This is a genomic window from Candidatus Pelagibacter sp. PS_43, assembly GCF_059417795.1.
The window spans coordinates 213449-234884 of record NZ_CM182066.1 but is presented as its reverse complement, the minus strand read 5'-3'; the positions used below and the strand labels follow the sequence as shown (position 1 = coordinate 234884).

General features: G+C 30.2%; 21 protein-coding genes. 7 read left to right on the top strand and 14 right to left on the bottom strand.

Features of this window, described 5'->3' with window-relative positions:
* Positions 1-40: 40 nt before the first annotated feature.
* Complete coding sequence (locus AC5SLL_RS01255) at positions 41-1255, top strand: NADP-dependent isocitrate dehydrogenase (RefSeq protein ID WP_494586773.1); 1215 nt, start codon at positions 41-43, stop codon at positions 1253-1255.
* Here AC5SLL_RS01255 and alaS read toward each other — a convergent pair.
* The 6 genes from alaS to AC5SLL_RS01225 form a co-directional block, all read right to left on the bottom strand.
* On the bottom strand, positions 1248-3917 hold the full coding sequence (gene alaS, locus AC5SLL_RS01250; RefSeq protein WP_494586772.1) for an alanine--tRNA ligase: 2670 nt from the start codon (positions 3915-3917) through the stop codon (positions 1248-1250). The genes AC5SLL_RS01255 and alaS overlap by 8 nt on opposite strands.
* Before the next feature lie 97 nt (positions 3918-4014).
* Entirely contained in the window at positions 4015-5166 is a 1152-nt protein-coding gene (recA, locus tag AC5SLL_RS01245) for a recombinase RecA (protein ID WP_494573390.1), read from the bottom strand.
* A gap of 105 nt (positions 5167-5271) precedes the next feature.
* Positions 5272-6570, bottom strand: coding sequence for a TolC family outer membrane protein (locus AC5SLL_RS01240; protein ID WP_494586771.1), 1299 nt, complete (start codon positions 6568-6570; stop codon positions 5272-5274).
* On the bottom strand, positions 6570-7493 hold the full coding sequence (locus AC5SLL_RS01235; protein ID WP_494586770.1) for a uridine kinase: 924 nt from the start codon (positions 7491-7493) through the stop codon (positions 6570-6572). Before AC5SLL_RS01235 ends, AC5SLL_RS01240 begins: the two co-directional genes overlap by 1 nt.
* 6 nt (positions 7494-7499) lie before the next feature.
* Positions 7500-7862: a GFA family protein gene (locus tag AC5SLL_RS01230; RefSeq protein ID WP_494573387.1), complete on the bottom strand. Its 363-nt coding sequence runs from the start codon at positions 7860-7862 to the stop codon at positions 7500-7502.
* A gap of 16 nt (positions 7863-7878) precedes the next feature.
* A complete protein-coding gene (locus AC5SLL_RS01225; protein ID WP_494573386.1) occupies positions 7879-8427 on the bottom strand; it encodes an SOUL family heme-binding protein in 549 nt (182 codons plus the stop codon).
* A 164-nt stretch (positions 8428-8591) separates the two neighbouring features.
* On the opposite strand from AC5SLL_RS01225, the gene AC5SLL_RS01220 reads away from it, so the two are divergent.
* On the top strand, positions 8592-8987 hold the full coding sequence (locus AC5SLL_RS01220) for a LexA family protein (protein ID WP_494573385.1): 396 nt from the start codon (positions 8592-8594) through the stop codon (positions 8985-8987).
* Positions 8965-10242 (top strand): Y-family DNA polymerase, encoded by a 1278-nt coding sequence (locus AC5SLL_RS01215; protein WP_494586769.1) that lies wholly within the window; start codon positions 8965-8967, stop codon positions 10240-10242. The genes AC5SLL_RS01220 and AC5SLL_RS01215 overlap by 23 nt, the downstream gene beginning before the upstream one ends.
* 4 nt (positions 10243-10246) lie before the next feature.
* On the opposite strand, the gene AC5SLL_RS01210 is transcribed toward AC5SLL_RS01215, so the two are convergent.
* Genes AC5SLL_RS01210 through AC5SLL_RS01200 form a run of 3 tightly spaced genes read right to left on the bottom strand, consistent with a single transcriptional unit; the run spans position 10247 to position 13274 of the window.
* On the bottom strand, positions 10247-11080 hold the full coding sequence (locus AC5SLL_RS01210) for a heparin lyase I family protein (RefSeq protein WP_494586768.1): 834 nt from the start codon (positions 11078-11080) through the stop codon (positions 10247-10249).
* The gene (locus AC5SLL_RS01205) at positions 11077-11949 is read right to left on the bottom strand and encodes a glycosyltransferase (RefSeq protein ID WP_494586767.1); all 873 of its coding nucleotides are present in this window, start codon (positions 11947-11949) and stop codon (positions 11077-11079) included. The genes AC5SLL_RS01210 and AC5SLL_RS01205 overlap by 4 nt, the downstream gene beginning before the upstream one ends.
* A 2-nt stretch (positions 11950-11951) precedes the next feature.
* A complete protein-coding gene (locus AC5SLL_RS01200) occupies positions 11952-13274 on the bottom strand; it encodes a glycosyltransferase family 39 protein (protein WP_494586766.1) in 1323 nt (440 codons plus the stop codon).
* A gap of 80 nt (positions 13275-13354) precedes the next feature.
* Between AC5SLL_RS01200 and AC5SLL_RS01195 the strand changes: the two genes are divergently transcribed.
* The gene (locus tag AC5SLL_RS01195; protein WP_494586765.1) at positions 13355-13897 is read left to right on the top strand and encodes a TraR/DksA family transcriptional regulator; all 543 of its coding nucleotides are present in this window, start codon (positions 13355-13357) and stop codon (positions 13895-13897) included.
* Here AC5SLL_RS01195 and AC5SLL_RS01190 read toward each other — a convergent pair.
* The 4 genes from AC5SLL_RS01190 to AC5SLL_RS01175 form a co-directional block, all read right to left on the bottom strand.
* On the bottom strand, positions 13894-14520 hold the full coding sequence (locus AC5SLL_RS01190) for a glutathione S-transferase family protein (protein WP_494586764.1): 627 nt from the start codon (positions 14518-14520) through the stop codon (positions 13894-13896). The genes AC5SLL_RS01195 and AC5SLL_RS01190 overlap by 4 nt on opposite strands.
* Entirely contained in the window at positions 14517-15533 is a 1017-nt protein-coding gene (locus tag AC5SLL_RS01185; RefSeq protein WP_494586763.1) for an NAD(P)/FAD-dependent oxidoreductase, read from the bottom strand. Before AC5SLL_RS01185 ends, AC5SLL_RS01190 begins: the two co-directional genes overlap by 4 nt.
* Positions 15534-15854, bottom strand: coding sequence for a 2Fe-2S iron-sulfur cluster-binding protein (locus AC5SLL_RS01180; protein ID WP_494573377.1), 321 nt, complete (start codon positions 15852-15854; stop codon positions 15534-15536).
* An 85-nt stretch (positions 15855-15939) separates the two neighbouring features.
* Entirely contained in the window at positions 15940-16710 is a 771-nt protein-coding gene (locus AC5SLL_RS01175; protein ID WP_494573376.1) for a bacteriorhodopsin-like, read from the bottom strand.
* Positions 16711-16925: 215 nt separating this feature from the next.
* Here AC5SLL_RS01175 and AC5SLL_RS01170 point away from each other — a divergent pair, with 215 nt between their 5' ends.
* Together AC5SLL_RS01170 and AC5SLL_RS01165 are read left to right on the top strand one after the other, a co-directional pair.
* Positions 16926-18821, top strand: a complete 1896-nt coding sequence (locus AC5SLL_RS01170; RefSeq protein ID WP_494586762.1) for a propionyl-CoA synthetase — start codon at positions 16926-16928, stop codon at positions 18819-18821.
* Positions 18821-19153, top strand: coding sequence for a DMT family transporter (locus AC5SLL_RS01165; protein ID WP_494573374.1), 333 nt, complete (start codon positions 18821-18823; stop codon positions 19151-19153). Before AC5SLL_RS01170 ends, AC5SLL_RS01165 begins: the two co-directional genes overlap by 1 nt.
* Here AC5SLL_RS01165 and AC5SLL_RS01160 read toward each other — a convergent pair.
* Complete coding sequence (locus AC5SLL_RS01160; RefSeq protein WP_494586761.1) at positions 19150-20454, bottom strand: dihydroorotase; 1305 nt, start codon at positions 20452-20454, stop codon at positions 19150-19152. The two genes, AC5SLL_RS01165 and AC5SLL_RS01160, sit on opposite strands and share 4 nt — an antisense overlap.
* Positions 20455-20497: 43 nt before the next feature.
* Between AC5SLL_RS01160 and ygfZ the strand changes: the two genes are divergently transcribed.
* Complete coding sequence (gene ygfZ / locus AC5SLL_RS01155; RefSeq protein ID WP_494586760.1) at positions 20498-21385, top strand: CAF17-like 4Fe-4S cluster assembly/insertion protein YgfZ; 888 nt, start codon at positions 20498-20500, stop codon at positions 21383-21385.
* Positions 21386-21436 lie beyond the last annotated feature (51 nt).

Below are 21436 nucleotides of genomic sequence, written 5' to 3'. Positions count from 1 at the left end.
AAAGCACTAAATTACAATTACTAATATTTATTATTTAATTATGGCTAAAATAAAGGTTAAAAATCCAGTTGTTGAACTAGATGGTGACGAAATGACTAGAGTCATTTGGGAGTTCATTAAAAAGAAACTAATTTTACCCTATTTAGATTTAGATATTAAGCACTACGACTTAGGAATGAAAAGTCGAGACAATACAAATGATCAAATAACTATAGATTCAGCTAATGCAATTAAAGAGCACAATGTTGGTATAAAATGTGCAACAATTACTCCAGATGAGGCTCGTGTAGAAGAGTTTAAGCTTAAAAAAATGTGGAGATCACCTAATGGAACTATAAGAAATATACTAGGTGGAACAGTTTTTAGAGAACCAATAATTTGTCAAAATATTCCAAAACTTGTGCCAACATGGACTGATCCTTTAATTATTGGAAGACATGCTTTTGGAGATCAATATAGAGCAACTGATTTTAAGGTGCCTGGTAAAGGTAAAATGGAAATCAAATGGACATCAGAAGATGGAAAGGATGAAATAAAACATGAAGTATTTAACTTTCCAGGACCAGGGGTAGCTTTATCAATGTACAATTTGGATAAATCTATTGAGGACTTTGCCAGATCTTGTTTTAATTATGGAATAATAAAAAAATGGCCAGTCTATTTGTCAACAAAAAATACTATTTTAAAAATTTACGACGGAAGATTTAAAGACATTTTCCAAGATATTTTTGATAAAGAATTTAAGACAGAATTTGAAAAACTAAATATTACTTATGAACACAGATTAATTGATGACATGGTAGCATGTGCAATGAAATGGAGTGGTAAATATATTTGGGCTTGTAAAAACTACGATGGTGATGTTCAGTCAGATACTGTGGCTCAAGGATATGGGTCGTTAGGATTAATGACCAGTGTGCTTCTTGCACCTGATGGAAAAACTATGGAGGCTGAAGCAGCTCATGGTACTGTAACAAGACATTATAGAATGCATCAACAGGGTAAAGAAACTTCTACTAATCCTATAGCTTCAATTTTTGCTTGGACTAGAGGTTTAGCACATAGAGGAAAATTAGATGGCAATGAAGAATTAATTAAATTTTCAACTACCTTGGAAAAAGTTTGTATAGACTGTGTTGAAAATGGATCGATGACTAAAGACTTGGCGATCTTAATTAGTCCAACTAGTAATTATTTAACTACTAACCAGTTTTTAGATGAATTAGATGGACAGCTTAAAAAGAAGCTTAATTAATTAAATTTTTAATATTTTCAAAAGACTCTTCAATTTTATTCGGTAATGTTCCACCTGCTTGAGCAAAATCTGCTCTGCCACCACCACCTTTTCCACCAATAATCTCTGAACCAGCACGCACAATTTCTACTGCATTAAATTTGTTCTCTAAAGTTTTTGTAACACCAACTGCTAATCCAACTTTGTTATCATTTACAGCATAAATTACAATCAGCCCTTCACCAATTTCTTTTTTTCCTTGATCAATTAATTTACGCAAATCTTTGAAGGGTAGATCTTGAATATTCTGAAATCTAACATTAATTTTATTTACAACTAAATTGGTTATCTTATTTTTTGACTTATCTTGTAATATAGATCCGACTTTAAGTTGCTGTAATTGTCTATTTAAGTCTTTAATTAGAGATAACGTATCCTCGTTTTCAATATTTGGTTTACCACCTAGCTCGATAATTTTTTTTGATAAATCTTTTATAATCTCATTGTTTTTTTGATTGGTTTCTGTTGATAATTTTTCTTTATTTTTAAGGTATTCATCAAGCTGCTTGTCCCTTAATGCCTCAATTCTTCTTATGCCTGATGCCACTGCGGATTGACTAATAATTTTAAACCTTCCAATATCGGAGGTATTTTTAACATGGGTGCCTCCACATAACTCAGTTGAAAAATACTTTTCCCCCTCATCTCCCATTGATAAAACTCTGACCTCATCACCATATTTTTCTCCAAACAAAGCGAGGGCACCATTAGCAACCGCTTCTTTTGGGGTCATTATTCTTGTTTTAACGTCAGACTTTTTTTCTATAACAGCATTAACATTGTGCTCAATTTTTTCTATTTCTTCTTTTGAGATAGGTTTCATGTGGCTAAAATCAAATCTTAATCGATCAGATTGAACTAGTGATCCTTTTTGTGTGACATGATCACCTAATACTCTTCTCAATGACTCATGCAGTAAATGAGTTGCTGAATGATAAGCTCTAGTATCATTCCTTCTATTAGTGTCTATTTTCATTTCAACATCTTGGTCAAGTTTAATTGATCCACTCAAAACTTTTCCATAGTGAACAAATAAATCTCCTATTTTTTTTTGAACATCCGTTACTTCAAATTTGAAATCATCCTTAATAATCACTCCCGTATCAGCTACTTGACCTCCTGATTCAGCATAGAATGGTGTTTGATTTACAACTATAATGCCTTCATCACCTTTGTTTAGCACCGATACTTCTTTATGATTTTTTAGTAAACATTTGATTATGCCTTGAGCTTGGTCATATTCGTAACCAAGAAATTCTGTTGTCCCAATTTTTTCTTTAATACCATACCAAATTTTTTCAACAGTACTATCGCCGGAGCCCTTCCAATTTTTTCTTGCAAGTTCTATGCTCTCTCGCATTAATTCATCAAATCTTTCTTTATCAAATTTTAAAGATTTATATTTTAAAATATCGTCTGTTAAATCAATTGGGAATCCATAAGTCTCATACAGCTTAAATGCTACATCTCCTGGCAAAATATTATCAATCTTAGATATTTCTTCATTTAGAATTTTAATTCCTTTATCCAATAAAACTAAAAATTTTTCTTCTTCTGTTTTAAGAGTTTCTTTAATTAATGATTGCGCTCTTTCAAGTTCTGGATAATTATTAGACATCTCCTCTAATAGTGTTTTAAAAATATCATAAAAGATTGGTTTCTTAGATCCCAACAAATGTGAGTGTCTCATGCCACGTCTCATTATTCTTCTTAAGACATAACCTCTTCCTTCATTAGAAGGCAAAACTCCCTCTGCTAATAAAAATGAACTTGCACGTAAATGATCAGCTATTACTCTAAAGCTTGATTGATTGTCATCAGTTACCTTAACTTTTAAAGTATCAGATGCTGATTGTATTAATTTTTTAAAATGATCTGTTTCATAATTATCATGAGTTCCCTGTAAAAGTGCAGCTATTCTCTCAAGGCCCATTCCAGTATCTACAGATGGCTTTGGTAATTCAATTCTTTTATCTTTTGAAATTTGCTCATATTGCATAAATACTAGATTCCATATTTCTATAAAACGATTACCATCTTCATTTTTGCTTCCTGGTAATCCACCCACAAGATGGTCTCCATGATCATAAAATATTTCAGAGCATGGGCCACAGGGACCTAAATCACCCATTGACCAAAAATTATCTGTAGTAGAAATTCTAATTATTCTATCATCACTAAAGCCTGCTATTTTCTTCCAAAAATTGAATGCCTCATCATCACTATGATATACAGTTACATAGAGACGATCTTTATCAATTCCAAATTCTTTAATGATTAAATTCCAGGCATAACTAATGGCTTCTTCTTTAAAGTAATCTCCAAATGAGAAATTGCCCAGCATCTCAAAGAAAGTATGGTGTCTTGGTGTGTAACCTACATTTTCAAGATCATTATGTTTTCCACCAGCTCTTACACATTTTTGTGAAGTGGTTGCTCTTACATAATCTCTTTTTTCCAGTCCAGTAAATACATTCTTAAATTGAACCATGCCTGAATTTGCAAACATTAAGGTTGGATCGTTATTTGGAACTAAATTGCTAGAATCTACTATCTCATGATCATTTTTTTTAAAATAATCTAAGAAAGTTGTTCTAATTTGATTTAGTGTTTTGTCTGCCATATTTATAAAATACAGCTTTTTTATTTGATGTCTAGATATGAGTAGGGAAAAAAGGCGCTTAAATTAAGCGCCTTTTAATAATTAAAGATGACTTTAACTAATTCTTTTTAGATGGTGGAGTTACTTCTTCTTTTGTCTCAGTAACTGGGTCTTCTATTTGATCCTTCGCAGCTTTTTCAGGATCTAATGGATTACCTTCAATTTTTTTTGCTATTACACCAGCTTTTTCTCTAATTGCCATTTCAATTTCTGCTGCAACTTGAGGATTTTGCTCTAAGTAAATTTTAGCATTTTCTCTTCCTTGGCCAATTTTTTCACCTTTATAAGCATACCAAGCACCTGATTTTTCAACAATCTCAGCTTTTGCACCAAGGTCAATCAACTCACCAACTTTGCTAATTCCTTTTCCATACATTAGATCAAATTCAACAACTTTAAATGGTGGTGCTACTTTATTTTTCACCACTTTAACTCTTGTTGAATTTCCAATTATTTCATCTCCATTTTTAATTGCACCTATTCTTCTAATATCCATTCTTACTGATGAATAAAATTTAAGTGCATTACCACCAGATGTTGTCTCTGGACTACCAAACATAACTCCAATTTTCATTCTTATTTGATTTATAAAAATCATCATTGTGTTTGTATTTGAAATTGAGCTAGTCAATTTTCTTAAAGCCTGACTCATTAATCGTGATTGAAGACCTACGTGATGATCTCCCATTTCGCCTTCAATTTCAGCCCTAGGTGTTAATGCAGCCACTGAGTCAATTACGATAACAGATATTGATCCAGATTTAACTAAAGTATCAGCTATTTCTAAAGCTTGCTCACCAGCATCTGGTTGAGAAATTAATAATTCATCAGTATTTACACCAAGGTTTTTTGCATATACTGGGTCTAATGCATGTTCAGCATCAACAAAAGCACATATACCACCTGCTTTTTGAGCTTCAGCAACCACCTGTAATGCTAATGTTGTTTTACCAGAAGACTCTGGTCCATAAATTTCTACAATTCTTCCTTTAGGCAAGCCACCAATACCAAGAGCCACATCTAAACTCAACGATCCAGTTGATACAGATTCTATGTCCATTGCTCTTCTTTGACCTAGCTTCATTACTGAACCTTTTCCAAAGTTATCAATAATCTGGCTCATTGCTGCGTCTAAAGCTTTATTTTTATCGTTTGCGTCTGTTGCTTGTTGTTTTGTAGATTTAACTACTTTTAGGTTATTTTTAGTCATTTTATGCCCTTTTTTATTAAATAATTAGTATTCGAATCGTGTTTTAAATGTACACATTTTGTTCTTATTTTCAATAGTTATTTTTTTAGTGAAAAAATTAGGTAATTACTGGAGTTTTAGATACTTGCTATTTAAGTAGCCTACTGACTGTAACAATTTAAATTGAGACAGTAGATAATTTCTTTCTGAATCTGCCAAGCTTATTTTGGCATTTAATAAAATTGAATTGGATTGGATCACATCCAAAGTTGATCTTCCAAGTCCTGACTCATATTCAACTGTTATTCCTTCGTTTGCAATCTCAGCTGCTTTAACTTGAGATGTAACAGAATTTAATAGGCTTTTAGAAACTTGAAAATTTGACCATGCACTTGCAACATTTGTATCATTAGATTTTAGAGCATTATCTAATAATAATTTTTTTCTATTTTTAAGATTTTTACTTTTATTTAATGAAGCATAATTTTTTCCTCCACTAAAAATTGGCCATGAAATAGTTGCTTTTAAAATTTCTTTATCACGTTCACCTATCGTTGAACTTACATCGTCTGATTTTGAACTATTAAAAGATAAGGATGCAGAGGGTGATAGATCTGATCTGGCAATAATTATATCTTTTTCTGATTGTTCATATTCTAATCTTGAAATAATTAAATTCGGGTTTTCTTTTTTAGAAATTTCAATTGCTTCATTTAAGCTTACTGGTAATGCAAAATTTAAATCAGATTCTTTGTCTAAAGAATTTGTATCAGCAATTGGTCCTATTATTTTTTCATAGTTTAATTTGGCAGTTACTGTTTCATTTTGAGCTTGTAAAAATTTAGCTTGCGCTCCTGCAAGTGATGACTCGGATTGAGAGAGATCAGATAAAGTAATTTGTCCTCTTTCTAATCTAGCCTGGTCTGTTTCAACTTGTCTCTCTAATAAATTAACATTATCTTGATTAATCTTTAATTTTTCTTCAGCAAATATAAGTCCTGTATAAGCTTCTATGGCTTGATATAAAATTTCTTGCTCTGTTTTTAATAGTTTTGCTTGAGCCAAAGTTAATCCAATTTTACTTTTTTTTAAACTTGCTGTACCTGCAAATCCTTGAAATAGTTTTTGTTCGATATCTATAGATTGTGTTTTAGGATTAACGTCTGTAAACGCAGAGTTTGCTCCTGAACTATCAGTTTGCTTTTCAGTATTTTCTTGGCTTTTTGAGCCTGACAAAGTAACGCTTGGCAAAAATTGACTTTTTGATATTTTTACTTCTTCTAAAGAAACTTGAATGTTTTCACGCTCTGCATTCAGCACTGGATTTTCATTGTAAGCTTGTAACAATGCTTCTGATAATGGTGCAGAAAAAACATTTCCACTAAAGAAAATAAATAATATAAATATTAAAAAGTTTTTTTTCATTATTTTTTAAATTTTATTTTTTGTATTTGATGTTTATTATTTAAATACATAATAACTGAAGAGTTTTTTACAGCATCTTTAAACATTTGTTGAGTAATTCTTTGATAGGTTTGCATAAAATTTATAACATCACCGCTACTCATAATCTTTAAGTTTTTCTTATTTTTTGTTTGTAACCAAAGCTTTCTCTCTTGCTTTAGCCTCCACTCTCTTAATAAACTAAAGTTTTTAGCTTTTAAATATAGTAATCCATCTAATTGACCAAATAATGCTTTGTATTTATTTTTTAACTGATCATTAACATGCTTTCTCCATCTAGCTTGCTGATCATAGACTTTTTCAACTGAGTTTATTGGTTTTTTAAGTTGTTTATTTGATTGCGCTCTAGCCCCTACACACCAACCTTCAAAGATTACAACATCAGGTTTTTTTTTTATTCTATGCCACAAATTTTTTGGATAACGATCATCAATCGCTTTATTGAATGCTGGCACTTGTAATCTTTTAAAATTTTTAGCTTTAATCTTTTTAAAAAAATTTAGCATTAAATCAACATCATGTGTTCCTGGCACACCTCTTGTCATTAATAAAGAATGTTTTTTTTTAGATAATAATTTTCTATCTTTTCTTGTTTTATAAAAATCATCAATTGAAATTTTAAAAACATTTAGTTTAAAATATTTTTGTAAAATTAATGTTAAAAGTGATGAGATGGTTGTTTTTCCTGATCCTTGCCCTCCTGCTAAACCAATTATCAATGGATTTTTTTTTGTTTTTTTTGAAATCCAATAACTAATTGGGATTAGAAAAGATTTTATCATCTTATCTTTATTTTTAAATTTATCTTTTTTTGTTTCTTGTGAAGAAATAAATTTAAAACAATCTTTCTTAACCTTGCTATAACATTCGCCAACAGACCACATAAAAAATTATTTTTTATCTAAAGGATGATTTTGACCATCATTGACAGGAACATCTTTCATAACAAAAGTATTTATTTCATCTATACATCCTACATTAAATCCTGTCATTGCAGGATTTGCTCTTGGATTATGATGAGTATAAATTCCACAAACTGAACAAAAATAATGTTTAGCTATTTTTGAATGGAATTGATAAAGAGTTAATTTATCTTCACCTTTGGTAACTTTAAAATCTTCATTTTTTACCATCGACATAATTGCTCCTTTTCTTTTACAAATAGAACAATTGCATTTTATTACTTTAGCTAAATCTCCTTCTAAATTAATTTCTGCTTCTACGGTGCCACAATGACAAGTTAGTTTTTTCATTATTTTTTCTCCATTTCTATAAATCTACTCTATACATTACTTCATTTCTTTTAAGTATTGGTAAAGTAAATGGTGAGTTATATGACGCTCTTATTGGTGGACTTAGAACCAATAAGTTGTCTTGCTTAAGCGCTTTTTCTAAAATATCCTTATTTTTTAAAAAATTTTTATCTGAAGATCTCCCCGAATATTCAATCACAGCATAATATCCCCCCTCAATAGTTAAAATTTTTACTTCTGAGTCGACTGGTTTTGGTGCATTATCTTTATTAAATTTTGATGGCAAATAAAATTGCATCGTCATATTTTCATTTTTAATTTCTTGAGTAACTGGAACTGTCATTTTTATTTCTTCATTTTCTTTATTATTTCCTGAAATATAATTAAACAATTTTCTAAAACCATTACCTTGAACAGAATTTGTTTCAATGACCAAACGATTAGGGTATTTTCTTATTTCATAAATTTTATTCTCTTTTACTACCTCGTAGTTTGTTTCTTCGTATGCCATCAATTGAGAACTTAAAGTTAATATAAAGGTTAAAACTAATAAAATTTTTTTCATTTTCGAATTTTTTAAACTATCTCTGGTTGAAGTTATCCACAAGCATACAAAATGTGGTTTTGGATGTTCACCTTTTGATTCACTTTTGATTCACTTCCAGACTCAAAATACAACCTATTGCGTGCATTGTATAACTAGTCTATAAATAAGAACAAAATAAGAACATGAAACTAACTATCCCTTATTACTTGCATAAAGCAGGTGCTGGGTTTCCCTCTCCTGCAACGGATTATATCGAAGAAGATATTGATCTGAACATACATTTAATAAAAAATGTTCCAGCAACTTTCATCATTCGTGTTCAGGGTAAATCAATGGTCGATGTTGGAATTAATGATGGAGATTTATTGGTAGTTGATAAAAGTTTAAAACCAAAAAACTTTTCAACAGTTATTGCAAACGTTCATGATGAGCTTGTGGTTAAAAGCTTGGTTCAAGAAAGAGATAAAAAGTTTTTAACGTCAGGGTCTAAAGATTTTACTGATAAAATTTTAATTAATGAAGAAGAAGACATCTTTATTTGGGGGGTTGTAACTTATGTCATACATTCTACGTACTAAAAAAATAGCATTAGTTGATTGTAATTCTTTTTACGTTTCTTGTGAAAGATTATTCAATCCTAAAATAAGAAGAAAACCTGTTGTAGTTTTATCTAATAATGATGGTTGTATCATCTCAAGATCTAATGAAGCAAAAGCTTTAGGGATCAAAATGGGTGAGCCTTATTTTAAAGAAAAAGATATTATCATAAAAAATAAGGTTGAAGTTTTCTCTTCTAATTATTCTTTATATGGTGATTTATCTAGAAGAGTAATGCGAACTCTTAAAAGATTTAATACAAAAATAGAGGTTTATTCTATTGATGAAGCTTTTTTAGATTTATCAAATTTTCCAGATCAAGATATAGAAAAAGTTGGCAAAGAAATTCGAGACACAGTTTTACAATGGACAGGGATCCCAACTAGTATTGGAATTGCTAAAACAAAAACTCTAAGTAAAATTGCAAATCATATTGCAAAGAAAAAACAATCAGGAGTTACTAGTTTAATTAATATTGAAAATATTGACCCTATTTTAGAAAAAATAGATATTAATGATATATGGGGTGTTGGTAGACAACTTACAAAATTTTATAATAAAAATGGAATTTATAATGCTAAGCAGCTTAAAAATAAATCTAACAGCTGGATTAAAAAATCTTCTAATGTTTTAAGTTCAAGAACTGCAATGGAACTTAAAGGTATTCCTTGTATTAATTTAGAAACAACTACTACAAAAAGAAAGAGTTGTGTTGTCTCAAGATCATTTGGGAAAAGAGTAGAAAGATTTCAAGAATTAAAAGAAGCAGTTGCAAACTATTGTTTAAATGCATCTGAAAAAATTAGATCAGAGTCGCTAGTTGCAAAAGCAATCACAGTATTTGTTAGAACTAGTCCCTTTCAAAGAAACTATGGATATTACTCAAATGCAAAGACAGTTGATTTTCCAATTGCAACAAACAATAGTATTGAAATAGTTAAAGCTGCAGTAACAATTCTAGAAACAATTTTCAAAAATGGTTACCAGTACCAAAAAGCAGGTGTCATGCTTACAGGATTATCTAACGCTAATGAAAAAACAAATCTATTTTCATCTGAAAAAGATGAAAAGATAAATACTTTAATGAGATCTATTGATAATACTAATTATAGATATGGTAGATCAACTTTAAGTCTTGCAAGTGCAGGAGTTCAAAAAAAATGGAATATGAAAAGAGAGTATTCTTCTAAAATAGATACTGCTGATTTTTATTGTCTACCAATAATAAGAGCTTAAATAATTAATTTTGAATTAATTTCAAAAGTTTTTCTTTTTTATTTGTTCTAAATAAATTGTCATAATAGACAACTTGCGTTGGGTATTCTCCGTGCACTTCATCGTTCCATCTACTGATCCAACTATGGTAAATTCCAAATTTATTATAATATTTTCCTCCATAACCAGTCCTTCCTTTATAGTCATTATAAAGAATATCGTTTACATACATCTTTATAAATCCTTTATTAGGATCTTTAGACATTTTGGTATGAAATATGATTGTAGTCCACTTACCTCGCATATCATCAATTTTAAGATGTTTGTATATAAGTCCCTGGGAGTCCATTCCATTTATAGCAAAATATCTTGGTTCTAAATTACCTCTTTTAACTCTTAGCATCATTCTTGGATGTCTTTGTTGATTTGTATTTCCCCACTCATAAATCTGAAACAGAGAAGTGCTTACAGGTTCAACTGTTTGAAAATCCTCTGGTATATAAATACTTACAGAAATCCATTTTTCACCTGTATATCTCGGACCAGATGAGGAATACTCGCTTCTAGCTCTGTCTCCTCCTCCATGTCCAACAACTGCATCTCTTCCATTGTTTTTACAATCAGAATAATCTCCATCTTTATCTTTACCACAATCTCTTGGCAGCAATGTTATCTTCCAGGCTTTTTCACCTAAAGCTGGAGAAGTAACAGTTTCTCTAAATTTCGAAAGTTTCTTACCTGTTGCAACACTTTTTTTCCATTGAAGATTTGTAATTTCTTTCGCATTTACTTCTTTAGAAAAATTTGTAGTTCCTAAAATTAGTAAACTAAGAAATATTGTAAAAAAAAAATTTTTCATTTAATTTGATCAATATTACTTATGTTTGATAAAGCTTTATCGAATTCATCCATATTTTCTCTTAAAGCCAAAGCAGAAATTGAGTAGATCATTGCTAGTAAAAGTACGAGAGGAATTGATGTTAAAATAGAGGCATAACTCTTTATTAAAAGGATATAAATTACAATAAATAAAGCTGATCGAATTAATACTGTTTTTTTAAAAACACTTATTATTGAAAGTGAATGCTTCAACAAATTCATAAAACTCATTTTAGAAGGACCAAAATACCTATCTCCTCTAATAGATGAAATCTCTAATAAGTCATTTTCTATTTTTGTTAATGAACCAGAAAAACTATTCCATGTAGCTTTTTCATTTATCAATTTTTCTACAGTTATTTTTGGAAGACATGTAAAATTTCCAAATTTAATTGATTTTCCTGTAAATGTTAAGGTTATTATTTTGTGAAATTCATAACATAATTTAAAAAACAAACCTTCGGATCTTTTTACCCTTTTTCCAACTATAGGTTTATCATTTGAATTTTGTATTTGATTTATAAACTCTTTAATTTCTTCAGGTCTATCTTCACCATCTCCATCCATAGGTATTACATAGTCAAATTCTTTTTTTTCATAAATATACTTTAATCCTGAGGCAATACATCTTGCATGACCTCTGTTTTCTTTCATATTTACAATTTCAATTGAATTAATATTTTCAGTGTTTTGATATTCATCAATTATTTGTTGAGAAGATGCATCATTAATAACAACAATTGAAATCTCAGAATTGACACCTTCTATTTCAGAATTTATATTTTCAATTAGCTTGGTTAAGCTCTCTCGATCGTTGTAAACTGGAATTAAAATTACATATTTTTTCATAGCTATTTTGATCCAACACAAACATTATCAAGACACATATAATCTTTCAATTGATCAAGCTTTTCTTTTTCAACAAAACCCCCCCACACCGGTCTTGATTTTAGATGATATGATAAATTACCCGCATTCCACTCATTTCCATAAACTACATTTATCTTAGAATTGAACTGTTGATCCCAAGCATATTGAGTTTTAATAGCAATTTCCTTCCCTAGGTAATCAGTTCTTTTGTCTTCTTTTGATATTGAGACATAAGCATAAAGCACTGGTGACAGAAAAAATAAAAAGATGAAGCCAATCATAAATGGTTTTAACTTTTTAATATTGATTTGAGCTTGAAATAAATAGACAAATAAAGTTCCAAAAAATAAATAAAACGGTGTCATCCACATTGTTCTAATCTTAGAGCCTGTAACCGCTGAAGTTAAAAACATTAAAATGATAGGTAAAATGTTAATCGCTAACAAAAAAAGTAATTTTTTATCTTTAAAAGATATTCTAAATTTGATTTTTTTTACTAAAAGCCAAACTAAAATTAAAAATGGGATTAGTAATCCAATTTGCTTTATTAGAAAGATTAATGGAAATTTTATATGATCAATTAAACCAGATTGTTCTAATCCAGTTCTTGCAAGTCCATAAGTTATAGTAATAAAATCATTATTGTTTAGCCAAATTAGATGAGGAACTAAAACAATCAAAAATACCTCTAGAGTTATAAGATACTTAAAATCAAATTTTCTATCCTTCTTAATAGATATTAAATATATAAATAAAAGATCAATTGAAACTAAAAGATAAACAAACAAATATTTGGATAAAAAACCAAATGCTGCAAATAATCCAACTAAAAAACAATCAGTAAATTTTATTTCTTTACTAGTATAAATTTTCCATGAAAAATAAACTGTTAAGGACCAAAATGGAAGCTGGCAAACATTTACGTTAAATTCAGGAGTGGTAAAATTATAAAAATAAATTGCTTCAATAAGTAAAACTGAAATTATACCTAATAAATCACTATTAAAGAATTCTTTAGAAAATTTAAATACATAATAAAAAGAAATAACTACAAATATTTGACTAAGCAAATAATATATCCAATCTTGAGATCCAAAAATTTGAAAAAAAACTTCTGGAAAAAAAGCACTCATTGGAGGATGTTTGTTAAAACCCCACTCTAAATTGCTGCCCCATGCTAAGGCTTCAATTGTATCAAGAGGTAGATTGTTATTTGTTAACGAAGGAATAAATGTCCATAAAAATAAATGTGCTGTGAGAAAGACATAAAAGAACTTATTAATATTATTTTTATTAAGTAACATTTTATATAGATTTTATATGAATTAAGCTTGCTTGACACCTATTAATTGCTGAATATACTCCGGCCACTAAATTTATACATATGCCCAAAACTTCAAAAAAAACTGCTAAAAAAAAAGTTGCTAAATCTAAAAAATCTACTTCTATAAAAACAAAACCTGTTAAAGAAGTTAAAAAAGTTATTGTTGAAGAAAAAAAAACTAAAGCACCAGTTAAAATTTCAAAAAACTATCTTCCAAAAGAAACTGAAAAATATATGTGTGAAAAGCACTTAATTTTTTTTAAAATAAAATTAACTGAGTGGAAAAAAGAGTTAGTTAAAGCAAATAATGAGGCTCTCTATCATGGATCAATGGATGACAATAGTATTTCAGCAGACATTGTGGACCAAGCAAGCTCATACACAGATAAAGCTGTTGAAATGAAAGCGATCAACCGTCAAATAAAATTAATTTCTAAAATTGATCAAGCTCTATTGAGAATTAAAAATGGAACATATGGATTTTGTGAAGAAACAGCTGAGCCAATAGGATTAAAAAGATTAGTGGCTAGACCTGTTGCTGACTTATGTATAGCTGCTCAAGAAAAACACGAAAAAGAGGAAAAAGTATACGCTGACGATTAAGGCTTTGGTATTATTGAGCCATTTTTTAATAAATCATATCCTTTTATAACACCCTCTCTTTTTGAAATATCCAAATACCATCTTGTCAGGCTTTTATAATTATTAAGTCCAATATCATGCCATTCATGTCTTGCTATCCAGGGCCAAGTTGCAATATCAGCAATGGTATATTCATTTCCAGCTAAGTATTTTGATGAAGATAATCTTTCATCTAACTCACCATAAATTCTTTTAGCGATTTTAAAATATCTTTCTTCTCCAAATTCACTTTTTCCAGGATTATAATGATGAAACTGATGATGTTGACCAATCATTGGTCCAATAATTCCCATCTGCGCCATCAACCATTGATTAATAATATAGCGATCTTTTAGATCATAAAACTTGTTATATTTTTCACCTAAATAAATAAGAATTGCCCCAGACTCAAATAAAGATTGTCCATTTTCATGATCAATGATTACTGGAATTTTTCCAAAAGGACTTATTTTTATGAAATCTTTTTTTAATTGCTCACCATTAGATAAATCAATTTTAGTAACTTTAAAATCACAGCCTAACTCTTCTAACATTATTGTGATTTTTTTTCCATTTGGAGTGTCGGCAGTAAAAAGCTCTATCACTCTTTAATACCCAGTCTACTTTTTACTGTTTTCGAAGAAGTCGTAAATTCAAATCTGTATTTTTCATCTGGTTTTGCATACTTAAAACAGCCTCTAGCAGCTAATGCCCCTTCATGAAAACCTGAAAGAATTAGTTTTAGTTTTCCAGGATAGGAACAGATGTCTCCAATTGCAAAAATACCTTTTTTATTAGTTTCAAAATTTTCTGTGTTAACAGGAATAGTTTTTTTATCTAAATTTAATCCCCACTCAGCAATAGGTCCCAATTTCATAATCAATCCAAAAAAACCCAAAACATAATCTGTTTTAATTTCTTTTATACTTTCATCATCATGTTTAATGTTAATACTTTCAATTTTATCATCACCTTCAACTGAGTCTAGTTGGTACTTAGTATAAATCTCTATTTTACCTTCTTCTTTCATTTGATTAACTTTATCAATACTTGCTTGCATTCCTCTAAAATCATCTCTTCGGTGAACTAATATTACCTTTGAGGTATTTGATAATTCAATTGCCCAATCTAATGCTGAATCTCCTCCACCAAAAATAGTAACAGTTTTATTTTTAAAAATTTTTTTATCTTTTACTGAATATAATATTTTTTTACCTTCGTATTTTTCTATTTCTTTTGTTGAAAATTTTCTTGGTTCAAATGAGCCTACTCCAGCTGCAATAATTATGCTTGAAGTTTCAAATTGAGTTCCTTTATTTGTTTTTATTAACCATTTTTTTTCATCTTGCTTAATTTCTTCTACTCTTTCATTTAAATGAAAATTTGTTTTAAATGTCTTTATTTGTTCAAGTAAATTATTAGTTAATTCTTCCCCAGTACATTCTGGAATAGCTGGAATGTCATATATAGGTTTATCTGGATAGAGCTCAATACATTGTCCACCAATTTTATCTAAATTATCTACTACTTCACAAGTCAACCCAATTATTCCCAGTTGATGAACACAAAACAAACCAACTGGTCCAGCACCAATAATCAATGTATCTGTTTTAATCATTTAACCTTGCTTTGATGGAATGCTTACTATTAAGCCATCTAATTCATCTGAAACTATTAGTTGGCAGCTTAATCTACTATTTTTTTTTGGCTCAAATGCCATATCCAACATATCTTCTTCACCATCTTCTTTTTTAGGGAGTTTGTCAAACCACTCTTCATTTACATAAACGTGACAAGTAGCACAAGCCATACCACCTCCACAATCTGCATCAATACCTTGAATATCATTCTGGACAGCGCCTTCCATAACGGTTAGCCCATTGGGCACTTCTATAATTTTGCTGTTACCATTGTTTTCTAAATAAGTAATTTTAGGCATATATTCTAAATATAATTACAAAAGAAAAAAGGGCAAGTATGCAAAAACATACCTGCCCTTTTTTTTAATTATTTAACGAGTAAAACTACTTCTTAGCTCTACCAGGTTGTTGCATTGCTGCTGCCCAAATGATTAGACCAAAAGCGATCTTGTTCAAAAAGTCAGCTGCATTGTAAATCACGTTTAGCGCGTTAGCATCTACACCACCTGTTAGGTAACCAAATACATAACCTAATGGGTAAATAGCCCAACCAACTGTAACGATCATTCTCATAGCACCAAACGCAGTAACAAGAGCTTTGTTTCCGCTCTTCGCTGCATTTTTACCTGCTTCACCTGAAAACACTTCATAAAGAATGTAGAACCATCCAGCCATACCGATTACAAAACCAAGTGTAGCATTAATGTATCCTGCTTCTCCTAAGTATCCACCGACTAACATTACTAAAGTACCAATCATCAATCTCCAGAATATTCCAGAGTTTGCTTTATTAACTGCTGCAAGAACAAAATAGAATTCTAACATCAATAATGGAACTGTAATTAACCAGTCAATATATCTGTATACTGTTGGTGACTCACCAGTCATGATCCACACATCTCTCATGTACATGTAGTGTATGAATGCAATACCAGTTACTAGTCCTGCAACAGTTATTGAAACTCTCCAGCCAGCTGGAACTGATGCTCTTTCAATAAAAAAGAATGCCGTTGACGCTAATAACGCCATTGACACAAGCCAGAACGAAATTCCGACAAAGTCATCAGAAGCTAACAGTGCAGTTTCTGCGTTTGCTACACCTGTAACACCCATAAGGGCTACAGCTGTAAGAGCAAACAATTTTAGTTTTTTCATAAAAAACTCCCTCTTTTGTTAGTTTTTAACTTTTAGTTTATATAAACTAGACACAAATATTAGTTTGTATCTACAATGTGGATTAACTATCAAAATAAGTAAGTTTTTAGAAGTTTTAAATTCGTCTAATTTGTGTTGATTTTATTGACTTTTTAAATTTAAATACAATTTTTAATTTAAAAACCCAAAAATAATAAAAAATAGAATCAAAACCAATGAATAATAAATTTCACCAAATATACGAAAATTCTATTAAAAAACCTGAAGAGTTTTGGCAAGAAGTCTCGAAGGATATATTTTGGTTTAAAAAACCAACAAAAATTCTAAACAAATCTAATCCTCCTTTTTATAAATGGTTTGAAGATGGAGTTACCAACACCTGTTATAATGCTTTAGACATTCATATCGATGAAGGTAGAGGTGAAAAATTAGCTTTAATCTATGACAGTCCCATAACTGGTAACAAAAAGCAGTTTACCTATAAAGAATTAAAAGAAAAAGTTTCAAAATTTGCAGGAGCTTTAAAAAACCAAGGGGTTAATAAGGGAGATAGAGTTATAATCTATATGCCCATGATCCCAGAGGCAGTTATTGCAATGTTGGCTTGTGGAAGAATTGGAGCAATTCACTCAGTGGTATTTGGTGGTTTTGCATCCAGTGAATTAGCAAGCAGAATCGATGATAGTAAAGCAAAAATATTAGTAACGGCTTCGTGTGGTTTTGAACCAGGAAGAACTGTTGAGTACAAACCTCTAGTGGATGAGGCCATAAAAATGGCATCTCATAAGATAGAAAAATTAATCCTATTTCAAAGATCTGGAAATGAAGCAAATATAAATGCTCCAAAAGAAATCAGTTGGGATGAAGCGCTTTCAAATGCAAAAGAAGTAGATTGTGTTGAAATGAATTCAAATGATTTAGCTTATATTTTATATACCTCAGGAACTACGGGTGTTCCTAAAGGAATAGTTAGAGATATTGGTGGTCATATAGTTGCTCTAAAATGGACTATGAAAAATATTTATAATATTGATACTGATGATGTCTGGTGGTCAGCAAGTGATATTGGCTGGATAGTTGGTCATTCTTATATAGTCTATGCTCCTTTGTTTAAAGGTTGCACCACAGTACTATTTGAAGGAAAACCTGTTGGCACTCCTGATGCTGGTGCTTTTTGGAAAATAATTTCTGATTATAAAGTAAAATCACTTTTTACTGCACCAACTGCTTTTAGGGCTATTAAAAAAGAAGACCCTGAGGGGAAGTTTTTTTCTAAGTATGACTTAAGTAAATTTGAGTCATTGTTTTTAGCTGGTGAAAGGGCTGACCCTGATACCATTAAGTGGGCAGAAAATTTATTAAAAGTTCCTGTAATTGATCATTGGTGGCAAACAGAAACTAGTTGGGCAATTAGTTCTAATTGTACAGGAATTGAAATGATGAAAACAAAGTATGGCTCAGCTTGTAAGGCAGTCCCTGGTTATGACGTTCAAATTATGAAGCCAGATCAAACTTTAGCAAAACCTAATGAGATGGGAGATATAGTTATAAAATTACCTTTGCCTCCTGGAACTTTTCCAACACTATGGAATGCAGATAAAAGATACAAAGATAATTACATGACGAACTATGACGGTTACTATGAAACTTATGATGCAGGTCATATAGATGAAGATGGTTACATTTGGATTATGTCTAGAACAGATGATATTATTAATGTTGCAGGCCACAGATTATCAACTGGAGCTATTGAAGAAGTTTTATCAGAACACCAATCAGTTGCTGAGTGTGCAGTATTAGGTGTTGCGGATAAATTAAAAGGACAATTGCCAATTGGTTTGGTCGTTCTTAAATCTGGTGTTGAAAAAGATCACGCAACAGTTTCAAAAGAGTGCATTCAGATGGTTAGAGATAAAATTGGTCCTGTTGCTGCATTTAAGATTGTAATTGTTATTAAAAGATTGCCAAAAACAAGATCTGGAAAAATATTGAGAGGAACAATAAGAAAAATTGCTGATGGGGAAGATTATAAAATGCCAGCAACTATTGATGATCCTTCAATTTTAACTGAGATAAAAGAAGACTTAATGAAAAATAATATTCTTAAATAATGATAAAGACATATTTATTTTTAACTATTGCAATTTTTTGTGAGGTAGGTGGAACAATGTTATTACCCGTTTCACAAAATTTTACCAAAATAATTCCAACCACAACACTTGCAATTTTGTATCTATCTTCATTTTACCTTTTAACATTTGTGGTTGATAAACTTCCTATCGCCATTGTTTATGCAACATGGAGTGGCCTTGGTATATTTACAATTGCAATATTAGGATATATTTTCTTCAAACAATCACTATCATGGCAGGCTGTTTTAGGGTTGTTCTTTATTGTTACTGGTGTTGTTCTGGTAAATAGCTTTACTATAAAAAATATCTAAAATTTTAAAGGCTTACCGTCAGGTTCACCCAATATCTTACCGTCTCTCATTTTGATTTGGCCAGCAATAATTGTTGACACAGGAGTTCCTTTAAATTCATACCCATCAAAAGGTGACCAGGCGCATTTACTTTCAATATTTTCATTTTTAATTATAATTTTTTTATTCATATCAACGATTGTGAAGTCTGCATCAAATCCTTCTTTAATAAAACCTTTATCTTGAATGCCAAAAATTTTTACTGGATTTTCACATATAAAATTCATTAATTGTTCTAAACTTAATTTTCCATCATTAACATGGTTTAACATAACTGGTAAAAGTGTCTGAACACCTGGCATTCCAGATGGTGAATTTGGATATTTTTTTTCTTTGTTTTCTTTTAAGTGTGGAGCATGATCAGAACCAATTGTATCATTAAGATTATTTTTTACTCCATACCACAACCTGTCATAGTGAGACTTATCTCTTATTGGTGGATTCATTTGAGCATATGTTCCAAGTTTATCATAACAATCTGGGGCGTAGATTGTTAGATGTTGAGGCGTTATCTCAAATGTGATGTTACCTTTGTGCTGCGATAAAAAATCAATTTCTTGTTTTGTTGTTACATGAAGGATGTGTGCTTTTTTTTTATATCGCTCAGCTATTCTTACAATTCTTCTAGTCGATGAAATTGCACATTCTTCACTTCTCCAAATTGGATGTGAGTGAACATCTCCATCTTTAATTAATTTTTTATTCCTATTTAAAATTTCTTCATCTTCAGAGTGAACTGAAACAACTTTAGAACTACTTTTAAATACTTTTTCAATATCTTCTTCAAATTGAACCAATAGATTTCCTGTCGAAGAACCGGCAAAAAGCTTAATTCCACAACATCCTTCTAAGTTTTTTAAGTCTGCTAACTCATCAGCGTTATCTGGTGTTGCGCCAAAATAAAAAGCATAGTTGCAATACATTCTATTTTTTGCAAGATCTAATTTCTTTTGAAATTCAACTTTATTAGAAGTTGGTGGATTAGTATTTGGCATTTCAAAAACACTCGTTATTCCCCCAACAATTGCTGCCCTACTTCCAGAATGAAGATCTTCAGTGTCAGTTGATCCGGGTTCCCTAAAATGGGTTTGAGTGTCAATACATCCTGGTAAAACAGTTAATCCCTTGGCATCAAAAACTTCTTTTGCTTCACTATCAATTTTACCAATTTCTATGATTTTACCATCTTTGATTGCTATATCTTGATCTTTAAGATCTTTATCTATGTAGCAAGAACCGTTTTTAATTATTAGATCTAACATTTATGAAAAAAGTAATTATATTATATTAAGACATCAATCAATTATGAATAATCAAAATGTGTACATTTTAGAAGATAGAGGAATTCTGTATATAAACGGTACAGATGCTAAAGAATTTTTACAGAATATGATTAGTAATGATATTGATAAAGTACGTGAAGACAGTAGTTGTTTTGCATCACTATTAACTCCTCAAGGAAAATTTCTTTTTGCTTTTATTATTATAAAACACAAGTCTGGCTACTTCATTGACTGTGAAAAATCCCAAACAGAAGCACTTTTCAAACAACTTAGTGTCTATAAACTTAGATCAAAAGTTGAAATTATGAATCTTAGTAACGAATTTGTTGTAGCTGCGTTTAATAAAGAAAAATTTTTAGAATTTGAAGGATCAAAAGATATTGCTGGGAACACAATTAAATATAGAGAAGATTCCATCTTGTTAGACCCAAGAAATAAAGATTTAGGTGCCAGGCTTATCATTAATTTAGAAAAGCTTTATCTATCTTTAAAAAAATTAGAGCTAAAAGACTCTCCAATTTCTGAATATTATGAATTGAGTCATCAATTAGGAATTCCTCAAAAAAACATGAATGAATTACAGAATAAGCTATTTGGAATTGAATGTAACTTTGAAGAATTGAATGGAATAGACTTTAAAAAAGGCTGTTATGTTGGGCAAGAGAATACTGCAAGAATTAAATTAAAAAATAAACTTTCAAAAAGATTATTACCTATTTATTTAATTGAAGGAGAAATAAATCAAGATGATTTAATCTATAATGGTGATTTTGAGATAGGAAAAGTTTTAATAAGTAATGAATATCCTTTTGCTTTAATTAAATATTTGGATGATAATTTTAATCAAGAAAATGAGTTTAAAAGCAAAAACGCCAAGTTAAAAATTAACATTCCTAGTTGGATTAATTAGTGCGTCAGAATAAATGCATGACAAGATTGTATCAAATTGATAGGTTTTAGT